This window comes from Brevibacillus fulvus (genome assembly GCF_016908525.1).
Taxonomy (GTDB): Bacteria; Bacillota; Bacilli; order Brevibacillales; family Brevibacillaceae; genus Brevibacillus_G; species Brevibacillus_G fulvus.
Window position 1 is genome coordinate 361,146 of the sequence record NZ_JAFBEB010000002.1, and the last position, 15,694, is coordinate 376,839.

Annotated in this window: 19 protein-coding genes; 16 read left to right on the top strand and 3 right to left on the bottom strand. The window is 51.7% G+C overall.

The features are described from left to right. Positions 1–73: 73 nt before the first annotated feature. A complete protein-coding gene (locus JOD01_RS05170; protein WP_204517169.1) occupies positions 74–1,009 on the bottom strand; it encodes an ATP-dependent DNA ligase in 936 nt (311 codons plus the stop codon). Positions 1,010–1,034: 25 nt separating this feature from the next. Next, complete coding sequence (ku, locus tag JOD01_RS05175) at positions 1,035–1,937, bottom strand: non-homologous end joining protein Ku (RefSeq protein WP_204517170.1); 903 nt, start codon at positions 1,935–1,937, stop codon at positions 1,035–1,037. Positions 1,938–2,384: 447 nt separating this feature from the next. On the opposite strand from ku, the gene rsmD reads away from it, so the two are divergent. Together rsmD and coaD are read left to right on the top strand one after the other, a co-directional pair. After that, on the top strand, positions 2,385–2,966 hold the full coding sequence (gene rsmD / locus JOD01_RS05180) for a 16S rRNA (guanine(966)-N(2))-methyltransferase RsmD (protein ID WP_204517171.1): 582 nt from the start codon (positions 2,385–2,387) through the stop codon (positions 2,964–2,966). A 53-nt stretch (positions 2,967–3,019) separates the two neighbouring features. Continuing rightward, on the top strand, positions 3,020–3,505 hold the full coding sequence (gene coaD / locus JOD01_RS05185; protein WP_204517172.1) for a pantetheine-phosphate adenylyltransferase: 486 nt from the start codon (positions 3,020–3,022) through the stop codon (positions 3,503–3,505). Here the strand turns inward: coaD and ylbJ are convergent. Beyond that, a complete protein-coding gene (gene ylbJ / locus JOD01_RS05190; protein ID WP_204517173.1) occupies positions 3,502–4,725 on the bottom strand; it encodes a sporulation integral membrane protein YlbJ in 1,224 nt (407 codons plus the stop codon). The two genes, coaD and ylbJ, sit on opposite strands and share 4 nt — an antisense overlap. A gap of 133 nt (positions 4,726–4,858) precedes the next feature. On the opposite strand from ylbJ, the gene JOD01_RS05195 reads away from it, so the two are divergent. The 14 genes from JOD01_RS05195 to JOD01_RS05255 all read left to right on the top strand — a co-directional run bounded on the left by JOD01_RS05195 (position 4,859) and on the right by JOD01_RS05255 (position 15,625). Continuing rightward, complete coding sequence (locus tag JOD01_RS05195) at positions 4,859–5,653, top strand: patatin-like phospholipase family protein (RefSeq protein ID WP_204517174.1); 795 nt, start codon at positions 4,859–4,861, stop codon at positions 5,651–5,653. Continuing rightward, a complete protein-coding gene (locus JOD01_RS05200) occupies positions 5,650–6,732 on the top strand; it encodes a SepM family pheromone-processing serine protease (RefSeq protein WP_204517175.1) in 1,083 nt (360 codons plus the stop codon). Before JOD01_RS05195 ends, JOD01_RS05200 begins: the two co-directional genes overlap by 4 nt. Before the next feature lie 102 nt (positions 6,733–6,834). Then, complete coding sequence (locus tag JOD01_RS05205) at positions 6,835–7,353, top strand: YceD family protein (protein ID WP_204517176.1); 519 nt, start codon at positions 6,835–6,837, stop codon at positions 7,351–7,353. A gap of 122 nt (positions 7,354–7,475) precedes the next feature. Next, positions 7,476–7,646 (top strand): 50S ribosomal protein L32, encoded by a 171-nt coding sequence (gene rpmF / locus JOD01_RS05210; RefSeq protein WP_204517177.1) that lies wholly within the window; start codon positions 7,476–7,478, stop codon positions 7,644–7,646. 328 nt (positions 7,647–7,974) lie between these two features. Further along, positions 7,975–8,553 (top strand): transcription factor FapR, encoded by a 579-nt coding sequence (gene fapR / locus JOD01_RS05215; RefSeq protein ID WP_204517231.1) that lies wholly within the window; start codon positions 7,975–7,977, stop codon positions 8,551–8,553. A 70-nt stretch (positions 8,554–8,623) separates the two neighbouring features. Further along, positions 8,624–9,631 carry a phosphate acyltransferase PlsX gene (gene plsX, locus JOD01_RS05220; protein ID WP_204517178.1) on the top strand — a complete coding sequence of 336 codons (1,008 nt, stop codon included), beginning with the start codon at positions 8,624–8,626 and terminating at the stop codon, positions 9,629–9,631. 5 nt (positions 9,632–9,636) lie between these two features. Beyond that, the gene (locus JOD01_RS05225) at positions 9,637–10,641 is read left to right on the top strand and encodes a beta-ketoacyl-ACP synthase III (protein ID WP_204517232.1); all 1,005 of its coding nucleotides are present in this window, start codon (positions 9,637–9,639) and stop codon (positions 10,639–10,641) included. 14 nt (positions 10,642–10,655) lie between these two features. Further along, positions 10,656–11,600: an ACP S-malonyltransferase gene (gene fabD / locus JOD01_RS19595; protein ID WP_239565202.1), complete on the top strand. Its 945-nt coding sequence runs from the start codon at positions 10,656–10,658 to the stop codon at positions 11,598–11,600. Then, positions 11,597–12,343, top strand: coding sequence for a 3-oxoacyl-[acyl-carrier-protein] reductase (fabG, locus tag JOD01_RS05230; protein ID WP_338028526.1), 747 nt, complete (start codon positions 11,597–11,599; stop codon positions 12,341–12,343). The genes fabD and fabG overlap by 4 nt, the downstream gene beginning before the upstream one ends. Positions 12,344–12,428: 85 nt before the next feature. Then, positions 12,429–12,662, top strand: a complete 234-nt coding sequence (acpP, locus tag JOD01_RS05235; protein WP_204517180.1) for an acyl carrier protein — start codon at positions 12,429–12,431, stop codon at positions 12,660–12,662. Positions 12,663–12,872: 210 nt separating this feature from the next. Beyond that, the gene (gene fabF / locus JOD01_RS05240; protein ID WP_204517181.1) at positions 12,873–14,114 is read left to right on the top strand and encodes a beta-ketoacyl-ACP synthase II; all 1,242 of its coding nucleotides are present in this window, start codon (positions 12,873–12,875) and stop codon (positions 14,112–14,114) included. A gap of 51 nt (positions 14,115–14,165) precedes the next feature. After that, positions 14,166–14,852, top strand: a complete 687-nt coding sequence (gene rnc / locus JOD01_RS05245; protein WP_204517182.1) for a ribonuclease III — start codon at positions 14,166–14,168, stop codon at positions 14,850–14,852. 170 nt (positions 14,853–15,022) lie between these two features. Continuing rightward, on the top strand, positions 15,023–15,418 hold the full coding sequence (locus JOD01_RS05250) for a DUF4257 domain-containing protein (protein ID WP_204517183.1): 396 nt from the start codon (positions 15,023–15,025) through the stop codon (positions 15,416–15,418). A 30-nt stretch (positions 15,419–15,448) separates the two neighbouring features. Next, positions 15,449–15,625 (top strand): hypothetical protein, encoded by a 177-nt coding sequence (locus JOD01_RS05255; protein WP_204517184.1) that lies wholly within the window; start codon positions 15,449–15,451, stop codon positions 15,623–15,625. The last annotated feature ends 69 nt before the right edge of the window (positions 15,626–15,694 follow it).

Here is a 15,694-nt window from a genome sequence, read left to right on the forward strand (position 1 = left end):
GGGCTTTTCAGTTTGGCGTCAACGCCCGTACGACATCAAGGACAGTTTTCCACCGAGCGGTGCTTGCGTGCTTTTATTCGAGCACACATTCGGCAGCGGGCAGATCCACGAAGCTTTGGATGCTGGGCTGTCTTAACGTTCCGCTGGCGGTCCACTCGGCAAATTGTACTTTCACCGTCAATTGCGGGCTCAGCCAGACGGCGTCCTTGTGACGGGACGGCAGCCGGTAAAACGGCATGGCTTGCTGGCGCAACGGGACGATGGTTTGCGTCAGCCCGCGCCAGTCTTGCTGCGTAAGTTTGCCTGTGCCAGCATGCCCAATATAATGGAGACGACCTTCTCTGTCATACAGACCGAGCAGCAGCGAATTAACGATTCCGTCCCGCAAGGTAACTCCGCCGACAACGGCAATCAAATCCCGGTAATCTTTCACTTTCCGCCAGGAGGCGTCTTTTCCGCCGAGCACATACCGACTGGTCAAATTTTTTAACACAATGCCTTCCAGTTGGTGCTGTTGCACTACGGTAAACAAAGCGCTTCCGTCGTTGTGCGAAGAAACAAGCTGGATTTGCTCGTTCGGCACAATCATGCGTTGCAGTAACTCCATTCGTTCTTGCAGCGATCGTTGGATCACCCATTCCCCGTTCAAATAGAGGAGATCGAAAATCATATAGGTGACCGGTACGATTTTTTGCATCTGGCTGACTTTCTCCATGCGGCGCAGGCCGTCCCGGCGCATGACTTCGTGGAAGGAAGGTTTTCCGTCCTCGCCGAGAGCAATCACTTCACCGTCAAGGATGACCGAGTTGGTTTTGCAATAATCGCCAAGCTGGGTGATTTCCGGATAATGCCAGGTGCGTTCGTTTTGCCGGCGATTGAACAAACGAACGGACAGACCATCCGCGTAGGTCAGCACCCGAACGCCATCCCATTTGACTTGGGCGATCCATTCCGGGCCATGCGGAACAACTTCGCTGGCGATCGGCTCCATCGGGTCAATCGGTTGCATCGCTACACCTCCAGCGGCACAATGTTTACGCTTCCGCTTTTTTGCGGCGCAGCTTTCGGGTTGTGCTTGTCGTCGCTTGTGCAGGTTCCGCTGCGGGACGTTCCTCCGGCCGCTCCGCAGCTTGCGTACTGACTCGGACAGGAGAGCCTGCGGGGGCGTTTGACGTCGCTGCCAGACTCTCCTTCAACGCTTGCATCAAATCGATCACATTGGCGCGCGGAGCCGTTGGAGCGACGGCTACTTCTTTTCCTTCCATTTTCTGCTCAATCAGATGTTGAAGCTCTGTTCGGTATTGATCGGTATATTTGGCCGGATCAAACGAAGTGGACATGTTCCGGATCAACTCTTCGGCCATTTTCAGCTCATTTTCAGCAAGTTCGATTTCGTGGTCAGGCAAAGCCGGGACTTGCGATACGGCGCGAACTTCATCCGGATAATAGATCGTTTCCATGACGATGCAATTGTCGTAGATGCGAACTGCCGCCAAGCTTTGCCGATTGCGGATCGTTACTTTGGCGATGGCGATTTTTCCGGTGTTTTTCATCGCTTGCCGGAGCAGGGCGTATGCTTTATCGCCCGTGTCTTGCGGCGACAAGTAATAGCTTTTCTGAAAGTAAATCGGATCGATATCGGTCAAATCGACAAAATCGAGTATTTCGATCGCTCGTCTCGTTTCCGGCGTGATCTTGTCCAGATCTTCGTCTTGCACGATCACAAAGTTTCCTTTTTCGTATTCAAACCCGCGTACGATTTCGTCCGCACTGACTTCACGATCGCAGTGCGGGCACATTTTGGCGTATTTGATCGGGGTATGGCATTCCTTGTGAAGCTGGCGAAAATGGATGTCCCGCTCTTCCGTGGCCGTAAACATCCGGATTGGGATGTTCACCAAACCAAAGCTGATTGAACCTTTCCAGACAGTATGCATGCGTTTCTCCTCCTTGCGGTTAGTATCGGCAAGTGCGTGAAAAATCATCTGTCAGACGTCTGGATAAGTTTTGGTGTTGATGACAAAAAAAATACCCCACCATTTTCAGGTGAGGTAGCGGTTCAGATTTTCCCGCAGGGGGAACCAAATGGCATGAATGCTCCTATCAGACATTCAATGCGCCAAAACGAACCGCATTTCAATTATGGGAGAGGAGAAACCGGAGGAAGAGCTTATGGGGAAACGTAAGTCTTCTCCGCGGTTGTCAGCGACACCGTTGCGTCGCTAGTTCTATTCTTTGCCATTTATGGATGGGCTTATACCTGATTTCGTTTATTTTTTTGAAAAACATCAGGGAAGCGGGAGGTAAGCTTGCGATTTTACGCTGAAACGACCTTGTGATAGTATGAAATCATTGCCAATACGTAAAAGAACAGGTGAGAAAAAATGCGTGTAATCGCCGGAGAGCACAGAGGCCGTCCTTTGAACGCCGTACCGGGAAAAGGCACTCGACCTACGACCGATAAAGTCAAGGAATCCATTTTCAATATGATCGGCCCTTTTTTCGAGGGAGGAGTCGTTCTCGATCTGTATGCCGGTACCGGTTCGCTGGGAATTGAGGCATTAAGCCGGGGGGCGGAAAAAGCAGTATTTGTCGAGATGGATGCGAAAGCTTTTTCTGTCGTTAAACAAAATGTTGCAGCGCTGCGGCTTGATGAACGCGCCGAGATCTACAAGATTGAAGCGTCGCGGGCACTCAAGGTTTTGGGGAAACGCGCCCTGCAGTTTGACTTTGTTTTTCTTGATCCGCCGTATGCCAAGCAAAAGGTAAAAGAAAATATGGAAGATCTGCAAAAGCTGGGTTTGCTGGCGGAAGGAGCGATCATCGTCGCCGAGCACGATGCCGCAACCGAACTGCCGCAACTCGTCGGGCACTGCCGGAGTGTGAGACAAGCCCAATATGGCGATACCGGGGTGACGATCTATCGTTATGAAACTGCCGACAGTGACCTGGAAACGGAGTCTTGATTTTGGGAAACGTCTTTTCGCCTGCATGGCGAAGCGAGGAGTGGGGGATTTTTATGGCAATTGCTGTATGTTCGGGGAGCTTTGACCCTGTCACCAATGGACATTTGGATATTATCGAACGGAGTGCGAAAATCTTTGACAAAGTGATTGTGGCCGTTTTGCAAAATTCGCAGAAAACGTCGCTGTTCAGCGTGGAAGAGCGGGTGGAGTTGCTCAAGGCGGCGACATCGTCGCTTGCCAACGTGGAGATTGATTCGTTTGGCGGACTGTTGGTGGAGTATATGCAAAAAAAGCAGGCAAAGGTCATTGTCAGAGGGTTGCGCAGCGCGGCTGATTTTGAATACGAACAGCCCATTGCCGCTGTCAACCGCAAAATGGCAGAGGAAATAGAGACGTTTTTTCTCATGACCAATCCTGCTTATGCTTATCTCAGCTCCAGCATCATCAAGGAAATGGCTAAGTATGGCGCCAAACTGGACGGGCTGGTGCCATCCGTGGTCGAACAGGCGCTGCGAGGCAAATTTCCCCCAGCCCGTTAACGGCTGGAGGAGCGTCCGAATAGATTGAGCAACCCGCTGAAGGCTAGCAAGCCAATCAGCAAAACAACGGCAAGCAGCGAGGAATGATGGAACGTTTCCCACCAGGAATGAATCGGCAAGCCTTGATCGGCAAGGCGAAAGACCGGGACATGCTCGCCGAAAGCGATGCCAGACAGCGGTTTCCACAGGACAAAGGTGAGCATGGCGGCGAGGAAGGCATGCAGCATGCGGGCGAGCAAATACGGCGCAACACGGATGTCTGTCGAGCTGAGAATGCTGGCAATTTGGGCATGGACGCTGAGTCCTCCCCAGGAAAGAATCGCGCTGACGATCGCTGCTTTCCATACCAGGGAAATGGAAGATGGGACCGTGCTGGCCGCCTGGGAACCGAGCGTCACTTCAAAAGCGCCGGAAATGATTGCTTTGGAAAAAGCCGGAGGAAAGCCGAGCGGTCCCAACACGACCGACAAGACGTTGCTTAAAAAATCAGTGAACCGAATCGTTTCAAATAACTGAATAAACACAGAAAAAACAATCATGAAGCCGCCGATCATCAACAAGGTGTTGAGGGCGGAATGGACAGCGTTTCCCATCAATTGGCCAAAAGGCCGCCGATCGCTGATTCTGGCTCTGTGCATCGCTTGCAATGCCCGCAGCAGCAACGGTTTTTGCGTCTTTTCCAACGGGGCGGTGGCAGGGGCGGAGGGAGCATGCAGCCGATACAGGACGCCCAGCAGCAATGCGGACAGATAGTGGGTAATCGCCAAAATCGCCCCGAACTGTTCGCTGTGAAAGAAGCCGATGGCAACCGCTCCGACGACAAACAGCGGATCGCCGGTAGTGGCAAAAGAGACAAGCCGTTCGCCCTCTGCCTGGGTCAGGTTGCCTTGTTCTCGCAGCTTGGTGGTCAATTTCGCCGCAACAGGATAGCCGGCGGAAAAGCCCATGGTCAACACAAAGCCGCCGGTGCCCGGAACGTTAAACAGGGGACGCATCAACGGTTCGAGCAATACGCCGACAAAGTGTACGACGCCAACCCCCATCAAAACTTCCGAAACGACGATAAAAGGCAGCAGGGCTGGAAAAACCACCTCCCACCATATCTTCAGACCCCGCAGGGCAGCTTCAAATGAAGATTGCAAGTGCGTCACCAGCGCAAACACCAAAGCGATCGAACTAATGGCGAAGATTAAGGTCATGATAGGTGAATGTCGTGACATAAGTTCCTCCCAAGCAGACAAGTTAGTACATGTCTACGCTTGTTCGAGGAAAACTATGCGCATTACAACTTGTCTGACAATGAAAAGAACGGGACGTCCCTTCATACTGTTTAAGTAGCGGGAGGGATGTCTGATGGGACAGAAGCAGAAACCAAAGGTTGGATTGGCTTTAGGGTCAGGAGGCGCGCGCGGTTTTGCCCATATCGGCGTGTTGAAAATATTGGAGCGGCATGGGGTGGAAATTGATATGCTCGCTGGCAGCAGTATGGGCAGTCTGATCGGCGCTGTTTACGCGAATGGCCTTGAGCCGCACATGATTGAAAAGCTTGCCTTGCATTTGAAACGGAAGCACTGGCTGGATTTGACCGTGCCCAACCTCGGATTCATCGCCGGTGACAAAATCAAGCAGTTGATTCGGCTGTTGACGCATGGCAAACGGATTGAAGAGCTGAACAAAACGTTTGCGGTTGTCGCAACCGATATTGAAACCGGAGAGCGGGTCGTGTTTGACAGCGGACCGGTCGATCAGGCGGTACGAGCGAGCATCTCGATACCCGGCATTTTCGTTCCGGAAAGAGTGGGCGATCGCCTGCTGGTTGATGGCGGGGTAATTGATCGAGTGCCGATCACGGTCGTTCGGGAGATGGGCGCAGACATTGTGATTGCCGTGGATGTGGCCCAGTTTGATACCAAAATGAAGGTCGGAACGATCTTCGATGTGATCGCGCAAACAATTGATGTGATGGAAAGGGAAATTCTCCGGCTGAACATGCTGTCGGCCGATCTTGTAATCCGTCCCGATGTTGGACACTATAGCAGTATTGCTTATAACTCGATTCAGGAAATTATCGCGGAAGGGGAAAGGACAGCGCTTCGCTTCGTGGATGAGATAAAAGAGTTGATACAGAAGTGGGAGGAAGGGAAATGACGGAAGATTTGCAGTCCGGCCGAAGTTATCAGGCACAGGGGCCCGGCGCCAAGCGTTGGCTTTCCCTGTTGCTCGCCGTCGTTGTGATGGCCGCTGTATTTTTTTATTTAAACCAGCCGACGCCTTATTATGTGACCCGCCCCGGTTCAGCGATTGAACTGCGCCCGATCGTTGCGGTGGAGGGGGGCAACAAAAGCAAAGAAGCCGGGACCTTTATGCTGACAACCGTACGGATGGGGGAAGCGAATCGTCTATGGTACTGGTATGCGAAGATGTCCCCGGATGTGGAACTGATGGAAAAAGAGCTGGTCGTGCAAAAAGGGGAAACCGATGAAGACTATACGCGAAGAGAATTGGCCGTTATGGACAATTCGCAGAAAATTGCCGAAGCGGTTGCCTTTCGCCTGGCCGGCTATGAAGTGAAAATAGAAAAACGGGGTGTCGTCGTCATGGGCACGATCGCTGGAATGCCCGCGAAAAACGTGCTGCAAGTCGGCGATGTGATCACGGCTGTCGATCAGCAGAAAATTACCGATGCCAATGACATGCTCAAAAGTTTGGCGGGGAAAAAGGCCGGGGATGTCGTGCAGCTGACGTTTTTGCGCGACGACAAGCCGCAGCAAGCAACGCTCAAGCTGGCCCCGCTTCCGGGAGAACCAACCCGGGCGGGAATTGGCATTCAGCAAGACAATGATCAGCTGATCGAGGTTCCCAAACAGGTAACGATCTCGGCCGATGGAATCGGCGGCCCTTCCGCCGGCTTAATGTTTACCCTGGAAATTTATAATCAGTTGCTGCAAGATCAAGATTTGACCAAAGGATACCGCATCGCCGGAACGGGCACCATTTCCGCTGACGGCACCGTAGGCCGGATTGGCGGCATTAATCATAAAGTCGTTGCCGCGGATGCAGCAGATGCGGAAATCTTTTTTGCCCCGGATGATTCGCAAGGAGAGCCGTCCAACTACGCGGAGGCAGTGCAAACCGCAAAAAGGATCGGCACCCACATGAAAATCGTTCCTGTGAAAACGGTGGACGATGCGATTGCCTTTTTAAAAACGCTGCCGCCCAAGCGATGAGGTTTGCCGCGAAGCGATAAAATTGCTGTCAAGGAAAATTGGTTGACAAAGGTTGGGGCAAAAGCTATAATCAACATTGTCGTGCTTGAGGTGATGCTAAACATGAATATTAAACTAACCGATTTAGACCATCGGAAAGGTGAGCCATTGCCGCTCCGCTTTACGTTGGACCCTGTGGAACTGAAAAAACGGCATCAGGAAATTCGCGGGTTAACTCCCGTCGAAGTCAAGGGGGAAGCAGTAAAACTGGGCGATCTTTACTACGTGAACGGTGAAATGAGTGCCGACGTGGATTTCGTTTGTGCCCGCTGTTTGACTCCTTTTACTCAGCACGTGGTTGTTCCATTTCAAGAGACGTTTTCTCCGCCAGACGCAGCAGTGGAGTTGGACGAAGACAGCGATATTGTTCCGTTAGAAGGGGACGAAATCGAACTGGTTCCGCTGATGCAAGAAGATTTTCTGCTGGAGATACCAGTGTTTCCGCTGTGCAAGGAGGATTGTCTCGGTCTTTGCCCGTCTTGCGGGACAAACCGCAACGAGCAGATGTGCGGTTGCAAAAACGAACGGATTGATCCGCGGCTCGCCGGGTTGGCAGACTTTTTCAAGAACAGCACCGAGTAATGTTTTCAAGGTGAAGCTTTTTTCTTCGGCTTCATTTTTGAACGGATGGTACAAGCGCTCTTTGCCCTTCCCATCCATATAACAACATGCAGCATTTATCAGTTGAAGGAGGTGTAAGGAAGATGGCAGTACCTCAACGGAGAACTTCCAAAACCCGTAAAAGAATGCGTCGTACGCACTTCAAATTAGAGATCCCAGGTATGGTAAAATGCGACAATTGTGGTGAACACAAGCTTGCGCACCGCGTTTGCCCAAGCTGCGGATACTATAAAGGTGTCAAAGTAGCAAAATAATGAAAAGCAGGGTGAGTTGATCACCTTGCTTTTTTACATGTTGGGCACATAGGTGACATCTTCGTTTTGGCCGCCGGTACAACAGCCTTGCTGTCCTGCGGCTTTTTTATTTGGCCGCCGAAAACGGGGCGATGTTCCGTCGGACCCGAATCGGGTGAAAAGGCAGGAAAATGTCCGTTGCATCACGAACATACAGGAGAGCGGGCGGTCGTCTGCGCAGGGCGGAAACAGGGTGCGCCGCCGGTTCACGGATTTAGGGTTGTAAATGTTCAACGTCTGCCATATAATCTTGGTACCAGGTATTAAAAACTGATCGCAAACATTGGGGGTGCCAAATATCGCCCGCATACCGAAAAAAGAACGCCAGACACAGTTGCTGCAAACCTTGCGTGAAAATCCGTTTGCAACAGACGAAGATTTGGCAGAATTATTTGATGTAAGTATTCAAACCATACGATTGGACCGCTTGGAACTGGGGATTCCGGAACTTCGCGAACGAATCAAAAACGTGGCGGAAAAAAATCTGGACAGTGTAAAATCATTGGGAATCGATGAAGTGATCGGGGAAATTCTCGATCTTCAGCTGGATACACAAGCGATTTCCGTTCTGGAAATCAAAGAGGAGCACGTCTTTTCGCGTACCCAGATCGCCCGCGGTCATTACATATTTGCTCAAGCCAATTCTTTGGCGGTTGCGGTGATTGATGCCGAAGTGGCGTTAACCGCTACGGCACGAGTGCGATTTGTTCGCCCTGTTCGGCTTGGCGAGAAATTAATCGCGAAAGCAACCGTTCGAAGTAAAGACGGCGAAGAAAGCAAAGTGCGTGTTGAAACGAAAGTTCAGGGGGAAACGGTTTTTTCCGCTACATTCCGCGTGGTATGTTTGCCAACCGCGACTCATCCCTAAATCATTACCGGAAAAAATGTTCGAATGACCGTGAATTTGTTCGAACAACTGCATAGAGGGGGAAAATTTTTTGCGAATTGCTTTAGATGTCATGGGGGGCGATCATGCTCCTCAAAGTAATGTGGAAGGGGCACTTCAGGCGATAAAGGAGGACCCGCTGCTTACCGTCGTGCTGGTCGGAAATGAACAAGCGATCAGGGCTCACTTGCCTGCGGAAATTCCGGCAGGGATCGAAATCCGCGGCACGACGGAAGTGATTGAAGCCGAAGATGAACCGGTGAAAGCGGTTCGCCGCAAAAAGGACGCTTCGCTCGTCGTTGCCGTTAATCTGGCAAAAGAGCAACAGGTGGAAACGGTCATCTCGGCGGGCAACACAGGCGCGCTGATGACTGCCGGGTTGCTGATCGCCGGGCGGATGCCGGGGATTGAACGCCCTGCCTTGGTTGCCTTGATTCCAACTTTGAGCGGAAAGATAACGCTGGCCTTGGACGTGGGCGCCAATATGGACGCCAAACCTGTTCACTTGCTGCAATATGCCGTGATGGGCAGTCTCTATGCCGAGAAGGTGCTTGGCTTTGAACAAGCGAGAGTCGGACTGTTGAACGTCGGCACAGAAGCGGCGAAAGGAAATGAACTATCCAAAGCAACCTTTCCTTTGCTGTCTAAGGCAAATGTGAATTTCATCGGAAATGTGGAAGCGCGCGATCTGATGCAAGGCGCATGCGATGTATTGGTTTGCGACGGGTTTGTCGGCAATGTGCTGCTGAAAGCGGCCGAAGGTGTAGCCACCTCTATTTTTTCCCGGTTGAAAAAGGAACTGACTTCCGGTTTGCTGAACAAAATGGCTGCGCTGATTCTGAAACCGAGCCTGTACCGTTTTAAAAACACGCTGGACTACGCGGAGTATGGGGGAGCGCCGTTATTGGGGCTTCGCTACCCGATTTTCAAGGCACACGGATCATCGGATGCCCGTGCGATCAAAAATGCAATTTTAGCGGCAGCCCGCTTTGTCAAACAAGATGTAAACAGCTACATTCAGCAAGAATTGAATAAAGAGATCTATCGAGAAAGCGAGTGAAGATGATGAAGGGGTTGCGTTCCGTAGGCATACTCGCCACCGGCTCCTATGTGCCGGAAAAGGTGCTGACCAATTTTGACCTGGAACAAATGGTTGAGACATCGGATGAATGGATTGTCACCAGAACGGGAATCCGCGAACGAAGAATCAGCTCGGCAGAGCAGGCATCGTCGGATCTGGCCTATGAAGCCGCAAAGAAAGCATTGCAAAAAGCAAACATCAGCGCCGAAGAGCTGGATATGATTATCGTCGCTACGGTCACGCCGGACACGATGTTCCCCTCTACCGCCTGTCTGCTGCAAGAACGGCTGGGGGCGAAAAAAGCGTCTGCGTTGGATGTGTCAGCCGCTTGCACCGGTTTTCTGTACGGCATTACGACCGCTGCGCAGTTTATCGCCAATGGCATGTACAAATACGTGCTGGTGATCGGGGTCGAGACATTATCCAAAATCACCAATTATCAGGACCGCAATACGTGCGTCTTGTTCGGAGACGGAGCCGGTGCGGCCGTGCTTGGCCCGGTTGGCGAAGGGTATGGGTTCCAAGCCTTTGATCTGGGGGCTGACGGTTCCGGCGGCCCGTTGCTGTCGCAGCCGGCTGGCGGATCGCGGATTCCGGCCTCTGCTGAATCGGTGCAGCAAAATCTCCACTACATTTCCATGGTGGGCGGCGAAGTGTTCAAATTTGCTGTTCGGGTGATGAATGCAGCGACGGAAAAGGTGCTGCAAAAAGCCGGATTGGACAAAGAGCAGATCGATTTGCTCGTACCGCACCAAGCCAATCTGCGCATTATCGATTCAGCCGTCAAGCGCTTTGGCTTGTCGCAGGATAAAGTGATCGTCAATCTCGACCGCTACGGAAACATGTCATCTGCCTCCATTCCGGTCGCTTTGGATGAAGCGATTGAAGCGGGACGTGTCAAGGAGGGGGACAATGTTGTCCTCGTCGGCTTCGGTGGAGGATTGACCTGGGGAGCGGCACTGCTCAAATGGTCGAGCAAACAAGCGTAAAGGAGAACAAAACAATGGGAAAAATCGCGTTTGTTTTTCCGGGACAGGGATCCCAATTTGTCGGGATGGGAGCCGAACTGGTGCAACAGTCTTCGGCAGCCCGCGATATTTTTCAACAGGCTGATGAAGCATTGGGCTTTGCTTTGTCGACACTTTGTTTTAACGGCCCGGAAGAGGAGTTGCGCCTTACCGCTAACACACAACCGGCGATCTTGACGATGAGCGTCGCGGTATTGGCCGCATTGCGGGAAAAGACGGGGGTAACTCCCGATTATGTTGCGGGGCACAGCTTGGGTGAGTATTCCGCGCTTGTTGCTGCCGGTTCGCTGTCGTTTCGCGATGCGGTGAAAGTCGTTCGTGCTCGCGGACAATTTATGGAAGAGGCGGTTCCGGCTGGGCAAGGAAGCATGGCGGCGGTGCTTGGCATGGAGCGGGCAGCGTTGGGCGAAATTTGCGCGCAAGTCAGCGCCTCCGGCCATCCGGTTCAGTTGGCGAATTTAAATTCTCCCGGGCAAATTGTCATTTCCGGAAGTGCGGAAGGGGTCAAACTGGCCGGCGAACAAGCCAAAGCAAATGGCGCAAAACGGGTTTTGCCGTTAAACGTAAGCGGTCCTTTCCACTCCAGCTTGATGAAACCGGCCGCGGAAAAATTGCGTAACACGCTGCAAGAGGTTACCGTAGCGGATGCGGCTGTGCCGGTTGTGGCCAATGTCACCGCTCGTCCCGTAACGGATGCGGGACAGATTGCCGCTCAGCTGGTAGAACAGGTAGCCGCTCCGGTATTATGGGAAGATTCGGTTCAATGGATGGTCGAACAAGGGGTATCGACGTTTGTCGAGATAGGTCCAGGCAAAGTGTTGGCGGGACTAATCAAAAAAATTGCGCCCGCCGACGGGAACATTTTTTCAGTTCAAGACATGGATTCCCTAAATCAACTGTTGGACGGAGGGGTTTTGTGAGTACTTTGACGGGTAAAACGGCGCTGGTCACCGGCGCATCTCGCGGGATTGGCCGCGCGATCGCCCTGCGCTTGGCCGAGGCAGGTGCGGATGTCGTGATCAATTACGCGGGCAGTGAGGCGGCAGCGGCTGAAACCGCAGCCAAGGTGAAAGAGATGGGCCGGGAAGCGTTGATCGTTCGGGCCAATGTGGCCAACGGCGAGGAAGTCAACGAGATGTTCAAGGCAGCGTTGGACCGGTTCGGTAAAATTGACATTTTGGTCAACAACGCCGGCATCACCCGGGATAATCTGATCATGCGGATGAAAGAGGAAGAATGGGATGAGGTGATCAACACCAACCTGAAAGGTGTGTTCAACTGCATCAAGGCTGCCACTCGTCCGATGATGAAGCAGCGTTCCGGAAAAATCATCAATATTACTTCCGTGGTGGGAGTATTGGGCAATCCCGGGCAAGCGAACTATGTCGCCGCCAAAGCCGGCGTGATCGGGCTGACCAAAACTTCGGCGCGCGAGCTTGCTTCGCGGGGGATTACGGTCAACGCGATTGCACCCGGCTTTATTGCTACCGATATGACGGATCAGTTGTCGGAAGAGCTGAAATCGGCGATGTTGACGCAAATCCCGCTGGGCAGACTGGGACAGGCGGAAGAGATTGCCCAAGTAGTTTGCTTCCTGGCCTCTCCGGCAGCAGATTACATGACAGGCCAAACGTTGCACGTCGACGGCGGCATGTACATGTAAACTGGCGTCGAATTTTCTTGGATGATTCCAAACTGGTTTTTCGTTCAAGCTTCTCGTATAATACGGGAGAGGGGGTGAAGCAAAAATGGCTGATACATTTGACCGTGTGAAAAAAATCATCGTCGACCGCTTGGGCGTAGATGAATCCAAAATCACGCTGGAAGCTTCTTTCAAAGAAGATCTTGGCGCCGATTCTCTGGATGTTGTCGAACTCGTGATGGAGCTGGAAGATGAGTTTGATATGGAAATTTCCGATGAAGATGCGGAAAAAATCACATCCGTGGGTGAAGTAGTAAAATACATAGAGGCCCACAAATAAGAAAACGAGAAGCTCCCTCTGCAAGGAGATGGCTTTTTCCGATCGCTCCGTGAAGCTTTGCGAGCGGAAGATTGGATTCATTGATGCAGGAGTCCCGTAATTTGCGGGACTCCTCCCTTACCATTGAGCCATTTTTTATTCATTTTTGGGATTTTGCTTTTTTTGCATAAATAGGAAGCGTCTAGCTGATTTTATATAGAGGTGATCGTAATGAAGCGAAGAGTGGTGATTACCGGAGTTGGCGTAATTTCACCTGTTGGCAATAATGCGTCTGCGTTTTGGGAGAGTTTATTGGAGGGGAAATCCGGAATTGATAAAATTACGGCTTTCGACGCTTCCGAATACCCGACTCAAATCGCTGGTGAAGTTAAGGATTTTCATCCGGAAGAGTTTATGGACAAAAAAGAGGTTCGACGTACAGACCGATTCGTACAGTTCGCAATGGCAGCTTCCAAAATGGCACTAGAGAATGCCAAGTTGGAGATTTCGCCTGAGATAGCGGAACGAGTTGGTGTATACATCGGATCAGGGATCGGCGGATTGGCCACATGGGAAGAACAGCATTCGACCCTTGTGGAAAAAGGCCCGCGCCGGGTCAGCCCGTTCTTTATTCCGATGATGATCGGAAACATGGCCTCCGGGCTGGTCTCCATCGAGTTCGGTGCCAAAGGGCCGACTTCCAGCGCCATTACCGCCTGTGCAACCGGAACGAATGCCATTGGCGACGCTTTCCGTCTCATTCAGTTGGGACAGGCAGATGTGATGATCACCGGGGGAGCGGAAGCAACGATCCGTCCGATGGCAATGGCCGGTTTCTGCTCGATGAAAGCGATGTCCACGCGAAATGATGAGCCGCAAAAAGCCAGCCGTCCGTTTGATCGCGACCGTGACGGTTTTGTGATGGGCGAAGGTGCAGGCGTGATCGTGTTGGAAGAACTGGAACACGCTCTGCAACGCGGCGCGACGATTATCGCAGAAGTGATTGGATACGGAATGAGCGCTGATGCCCACCATATAACAGCTCCGCCGGAAGATGGCGAAGGGGCCGCTCGCTGCATGAGTGCAGCCTTGCGCGATGCCGGAATTGAACCGACAGAAGTTGGCTACATTAATGCACACGGAACATCCACCGATATTGGCGACAAGGCGGAGACACGGGCGATCAAAACCGTTTTTGGCGAACATGCGTATCACTTGGCTGTAAGTTCAACCAAGTCGATGACGGGACACTTGCTGGGGGCGACCGGTGGTATTGAAGCGATTGCGACGGCGTTTGCCTTGCGCGATCAAATCCTTCCGCCGACAATCAACCTGGAGAATCCGGACCCTGATTGTGATTTGGATTATGTGCCGAACAAAGCGCGCAAAGCAGAGGTCAATGTGGGTATTTCCAATACGTTTGGCTTTGGCGGGCATAACGCGTCGATTGTATTAAAACGCTACGAAGCATAAATTTTCTGCACGTTGTCAAAGGCAGGGCAGGATCGAAATGGTGGTGAGGGTGTGAATTTTGCAGAGCTGCAAGAAAAAATTGGCGTTCAGTTTCACGACGAAAGCTTATTGCGGCAGGCATTCACCCATTCTTCCTATGTAAACGAACAACGAGGCAAACGGATTCAGGATAACGAGCGGCTGGAATTTCTCGGCGATGCCGTCTTGGAATTGACCGTTTCCAAGTTTCTCTACCATACCTTTCCGAAGATGAGTGAAGGGGAAATGACAAAACTGCGCGCTGCGATTGTGTGCGAGCCTTCCTTGGTCAAGTTTGCAGAACTGCTGCAATTTGGCGAGTTGGTTTTGTTGGGCAAAGGAGAGGAACTGACTGGTGGGAGACAACGTCCGGCATTGCTCGCTGACGTGTTTGAAGCGTTTATTGGAGCGCTTTATTTGGATCAGGGTCTCGATGCAGTTTTTCAATTTCTGGAGAAATACGTGTATCCTCGCATTGACAAAGGGGATTTTGTCCGCGTGACGGATTTCAAAAGCCAATTGCAGGAACTCGTTCAGCAGGATAATTTGGGTGAAATTATCTACAGGATCGTGCAGGAAAAAGGGCCTGCGCACAATCGTGAATTCGTCTCTGAAGTTTTACTGAACAATCGATCGCTCGGCACCGGAACAGGCCGTTCGAAAAAAGAAGCAGAACAGCAGGCTGCTGCGCGCGCGCTGTTTGTACTGAGTGGAAAATAATCGGTTAGCAGGGGCTCCCCGTTTGTGGGGGCCTCTTTTTTTGTGGACAGATTGCTCATTTTTGGCGAGAGCCTGAATGGATTAAGTTCCAACTGAATATTGTGTTGAGAAGGAAGCGATTGGTAACGACAGCCATACCATCTCTGCAGGGAAAAGTTGGAGGAACGATTATGCCGTGGTATGACTACATTTATATTGTACTGGCAGGAGCGTTTGGGGGAATACTGCACGCCATTTACTACAATGACGGGAAACTGCTGATGCCAAAACGAGTGCCCGACCTGGATGACCAGAGTCGGTATAATTATTCGCTTGGCTTCGTAGGAGACATTCTCTTGGGGATTGCCGCTGGTTTGATCGCAACGTTGCCGCTGGATTTGGAAAGAGCCAATGCGATCTATGTCTCGATGATTTCCGGATTTGCCGGAGGGGCCTTCATCGCCAAGGAAGCCAAAATGACCGAGGAAGTCAGGAGCAAGGTCGCCACCCAACTTCCGGATCTGCCCGCGCAGGAAGTATCGGAGGATGGTTTGATCCGCGTGGAAGTCACGAATGATGAGCATTAATCTATATGGTTGAAATATGGAGGGATGGAGTTGAAAGCGAAACTGCTGTTGACCGAGGAAGAAGTCAAGCTTTACAAGGAATACAAGCGGCAAATTTTAAGTGCGCGCACCCGCAACGAGATCTATGCTTTGCAGAAAAAGGCGCTGTCCATCCTGGAGACAGGGAAAGCCCGTTATGTACAACGATTGGAACAGCAAGAAATTTGATTGGCTGCGAAAAGATCGGGGAAAGTCCTTCGACAAACGGAACTTCTATGATAAAATAGGTAAGTTAAA

What these genes read in the sequence shown, in the direction of transcription:
- JOD01_RS05170 (WP_204517169.1), bottom strand. Translation starts at nt 1,009, where the DNA reads ATGCAACCGATTGACCCGATGGAGCCGATCGCCAGCGAAGTTGTTCCG.
- ku (WP_204517170.1), bottom strand. Translation starts at nt 1,937, where the DNA reads ATGCATACTGTCTGGAAAGGTTCAATCAGCTTTGGTTTGGTGAACATC.
- rsmD (WP_204517171.1), top strand. Translation starts at nt 2,385, where the DNA reads ATGCGTGTAATCGCCGGAGAGCACAGAGGCCGTCCTTTGAACGCCGTA.
- coaD (WP_204517172.1), top strand. Translation starts at nt 3,020, where the DNA reads ATGGCAATTGCTGTATGTTCGGGGAGCTTTGACCCTGTCACCAATGGA.
- ylbJ (WP_204517173.1), bottom strand. Translation starts at nt 4,725, where the DNA reads ATGTCACGACATTCACCTATCATGACCTTAATCTTCGCCATTAGTTCG.
- JOD01_RS05195 (WP_204517174.1), top strand. Translation starts at nt 4,859, where the DNA reads ATGGGACAGAAGCAGAAACCAAAGGTTGGATTGGCTTTAGGGTCAGGA.
- JOD01_RS05200 (WP_204517175.1), top strand. Translation starts at nt 5,650, where the DNA reads ATGACGGAAGATTTGCAGTCCGGCCGAAGTTATCAGGCACAGGGGCCC.
- JOD01_RS05205 (WP_204517176.1), top strand. Translation starts at nt 6,835, where the DNA reads ATGAATATTAAACTAACCGATTTAGACCATCGGAAAGGTGAGCCATTG.
- rpmF (WP_204517177.1), top strand. Translation starts at nt 7,476, where the DNA reads ATGGCAGTACCTCAACGGAGAACTTCCAAAACCCGTAAAAGAATGCGT.
- JOD01_RS05225 (WP_204517232.1), top strand. Translation starts at nt 9,637, where the DNA reads ATGAAGGGGTTGCGTTCCGTAGGCATACTCGCCACCGGCTCCTATGTG.
- fabD (WP_239565202.1), top strand. Translation starts at nt 10,656, where the DNA reads ATGGGAAAAATCGCGTTTGTTTTTCCGGGACAGGGATCCCAATTTGTC.
- acpP (WP_204517180.1), top strand. Translation starts at nt 12,429, where the DNA reads ATGGCTGATACATTTGACCGTGTGAAAAAAATCATCGTCGACCGCTTG.
- fabF (WP_204517181.1), top strand. Translation starts at nt 12,873, where the DNA reads ATGAAGCGAAGAGTGGTGATTACCGGAGTTGGCGTAATTTCACCTGTT.
- JOD01_RS05250 (WP_204517183.1), top strand. Translation starts at nt 15,023, where the DNA reads ATGCCGTGGTATGACTACATTTATATTGTACTGGCAGGAGCGTTTGGG.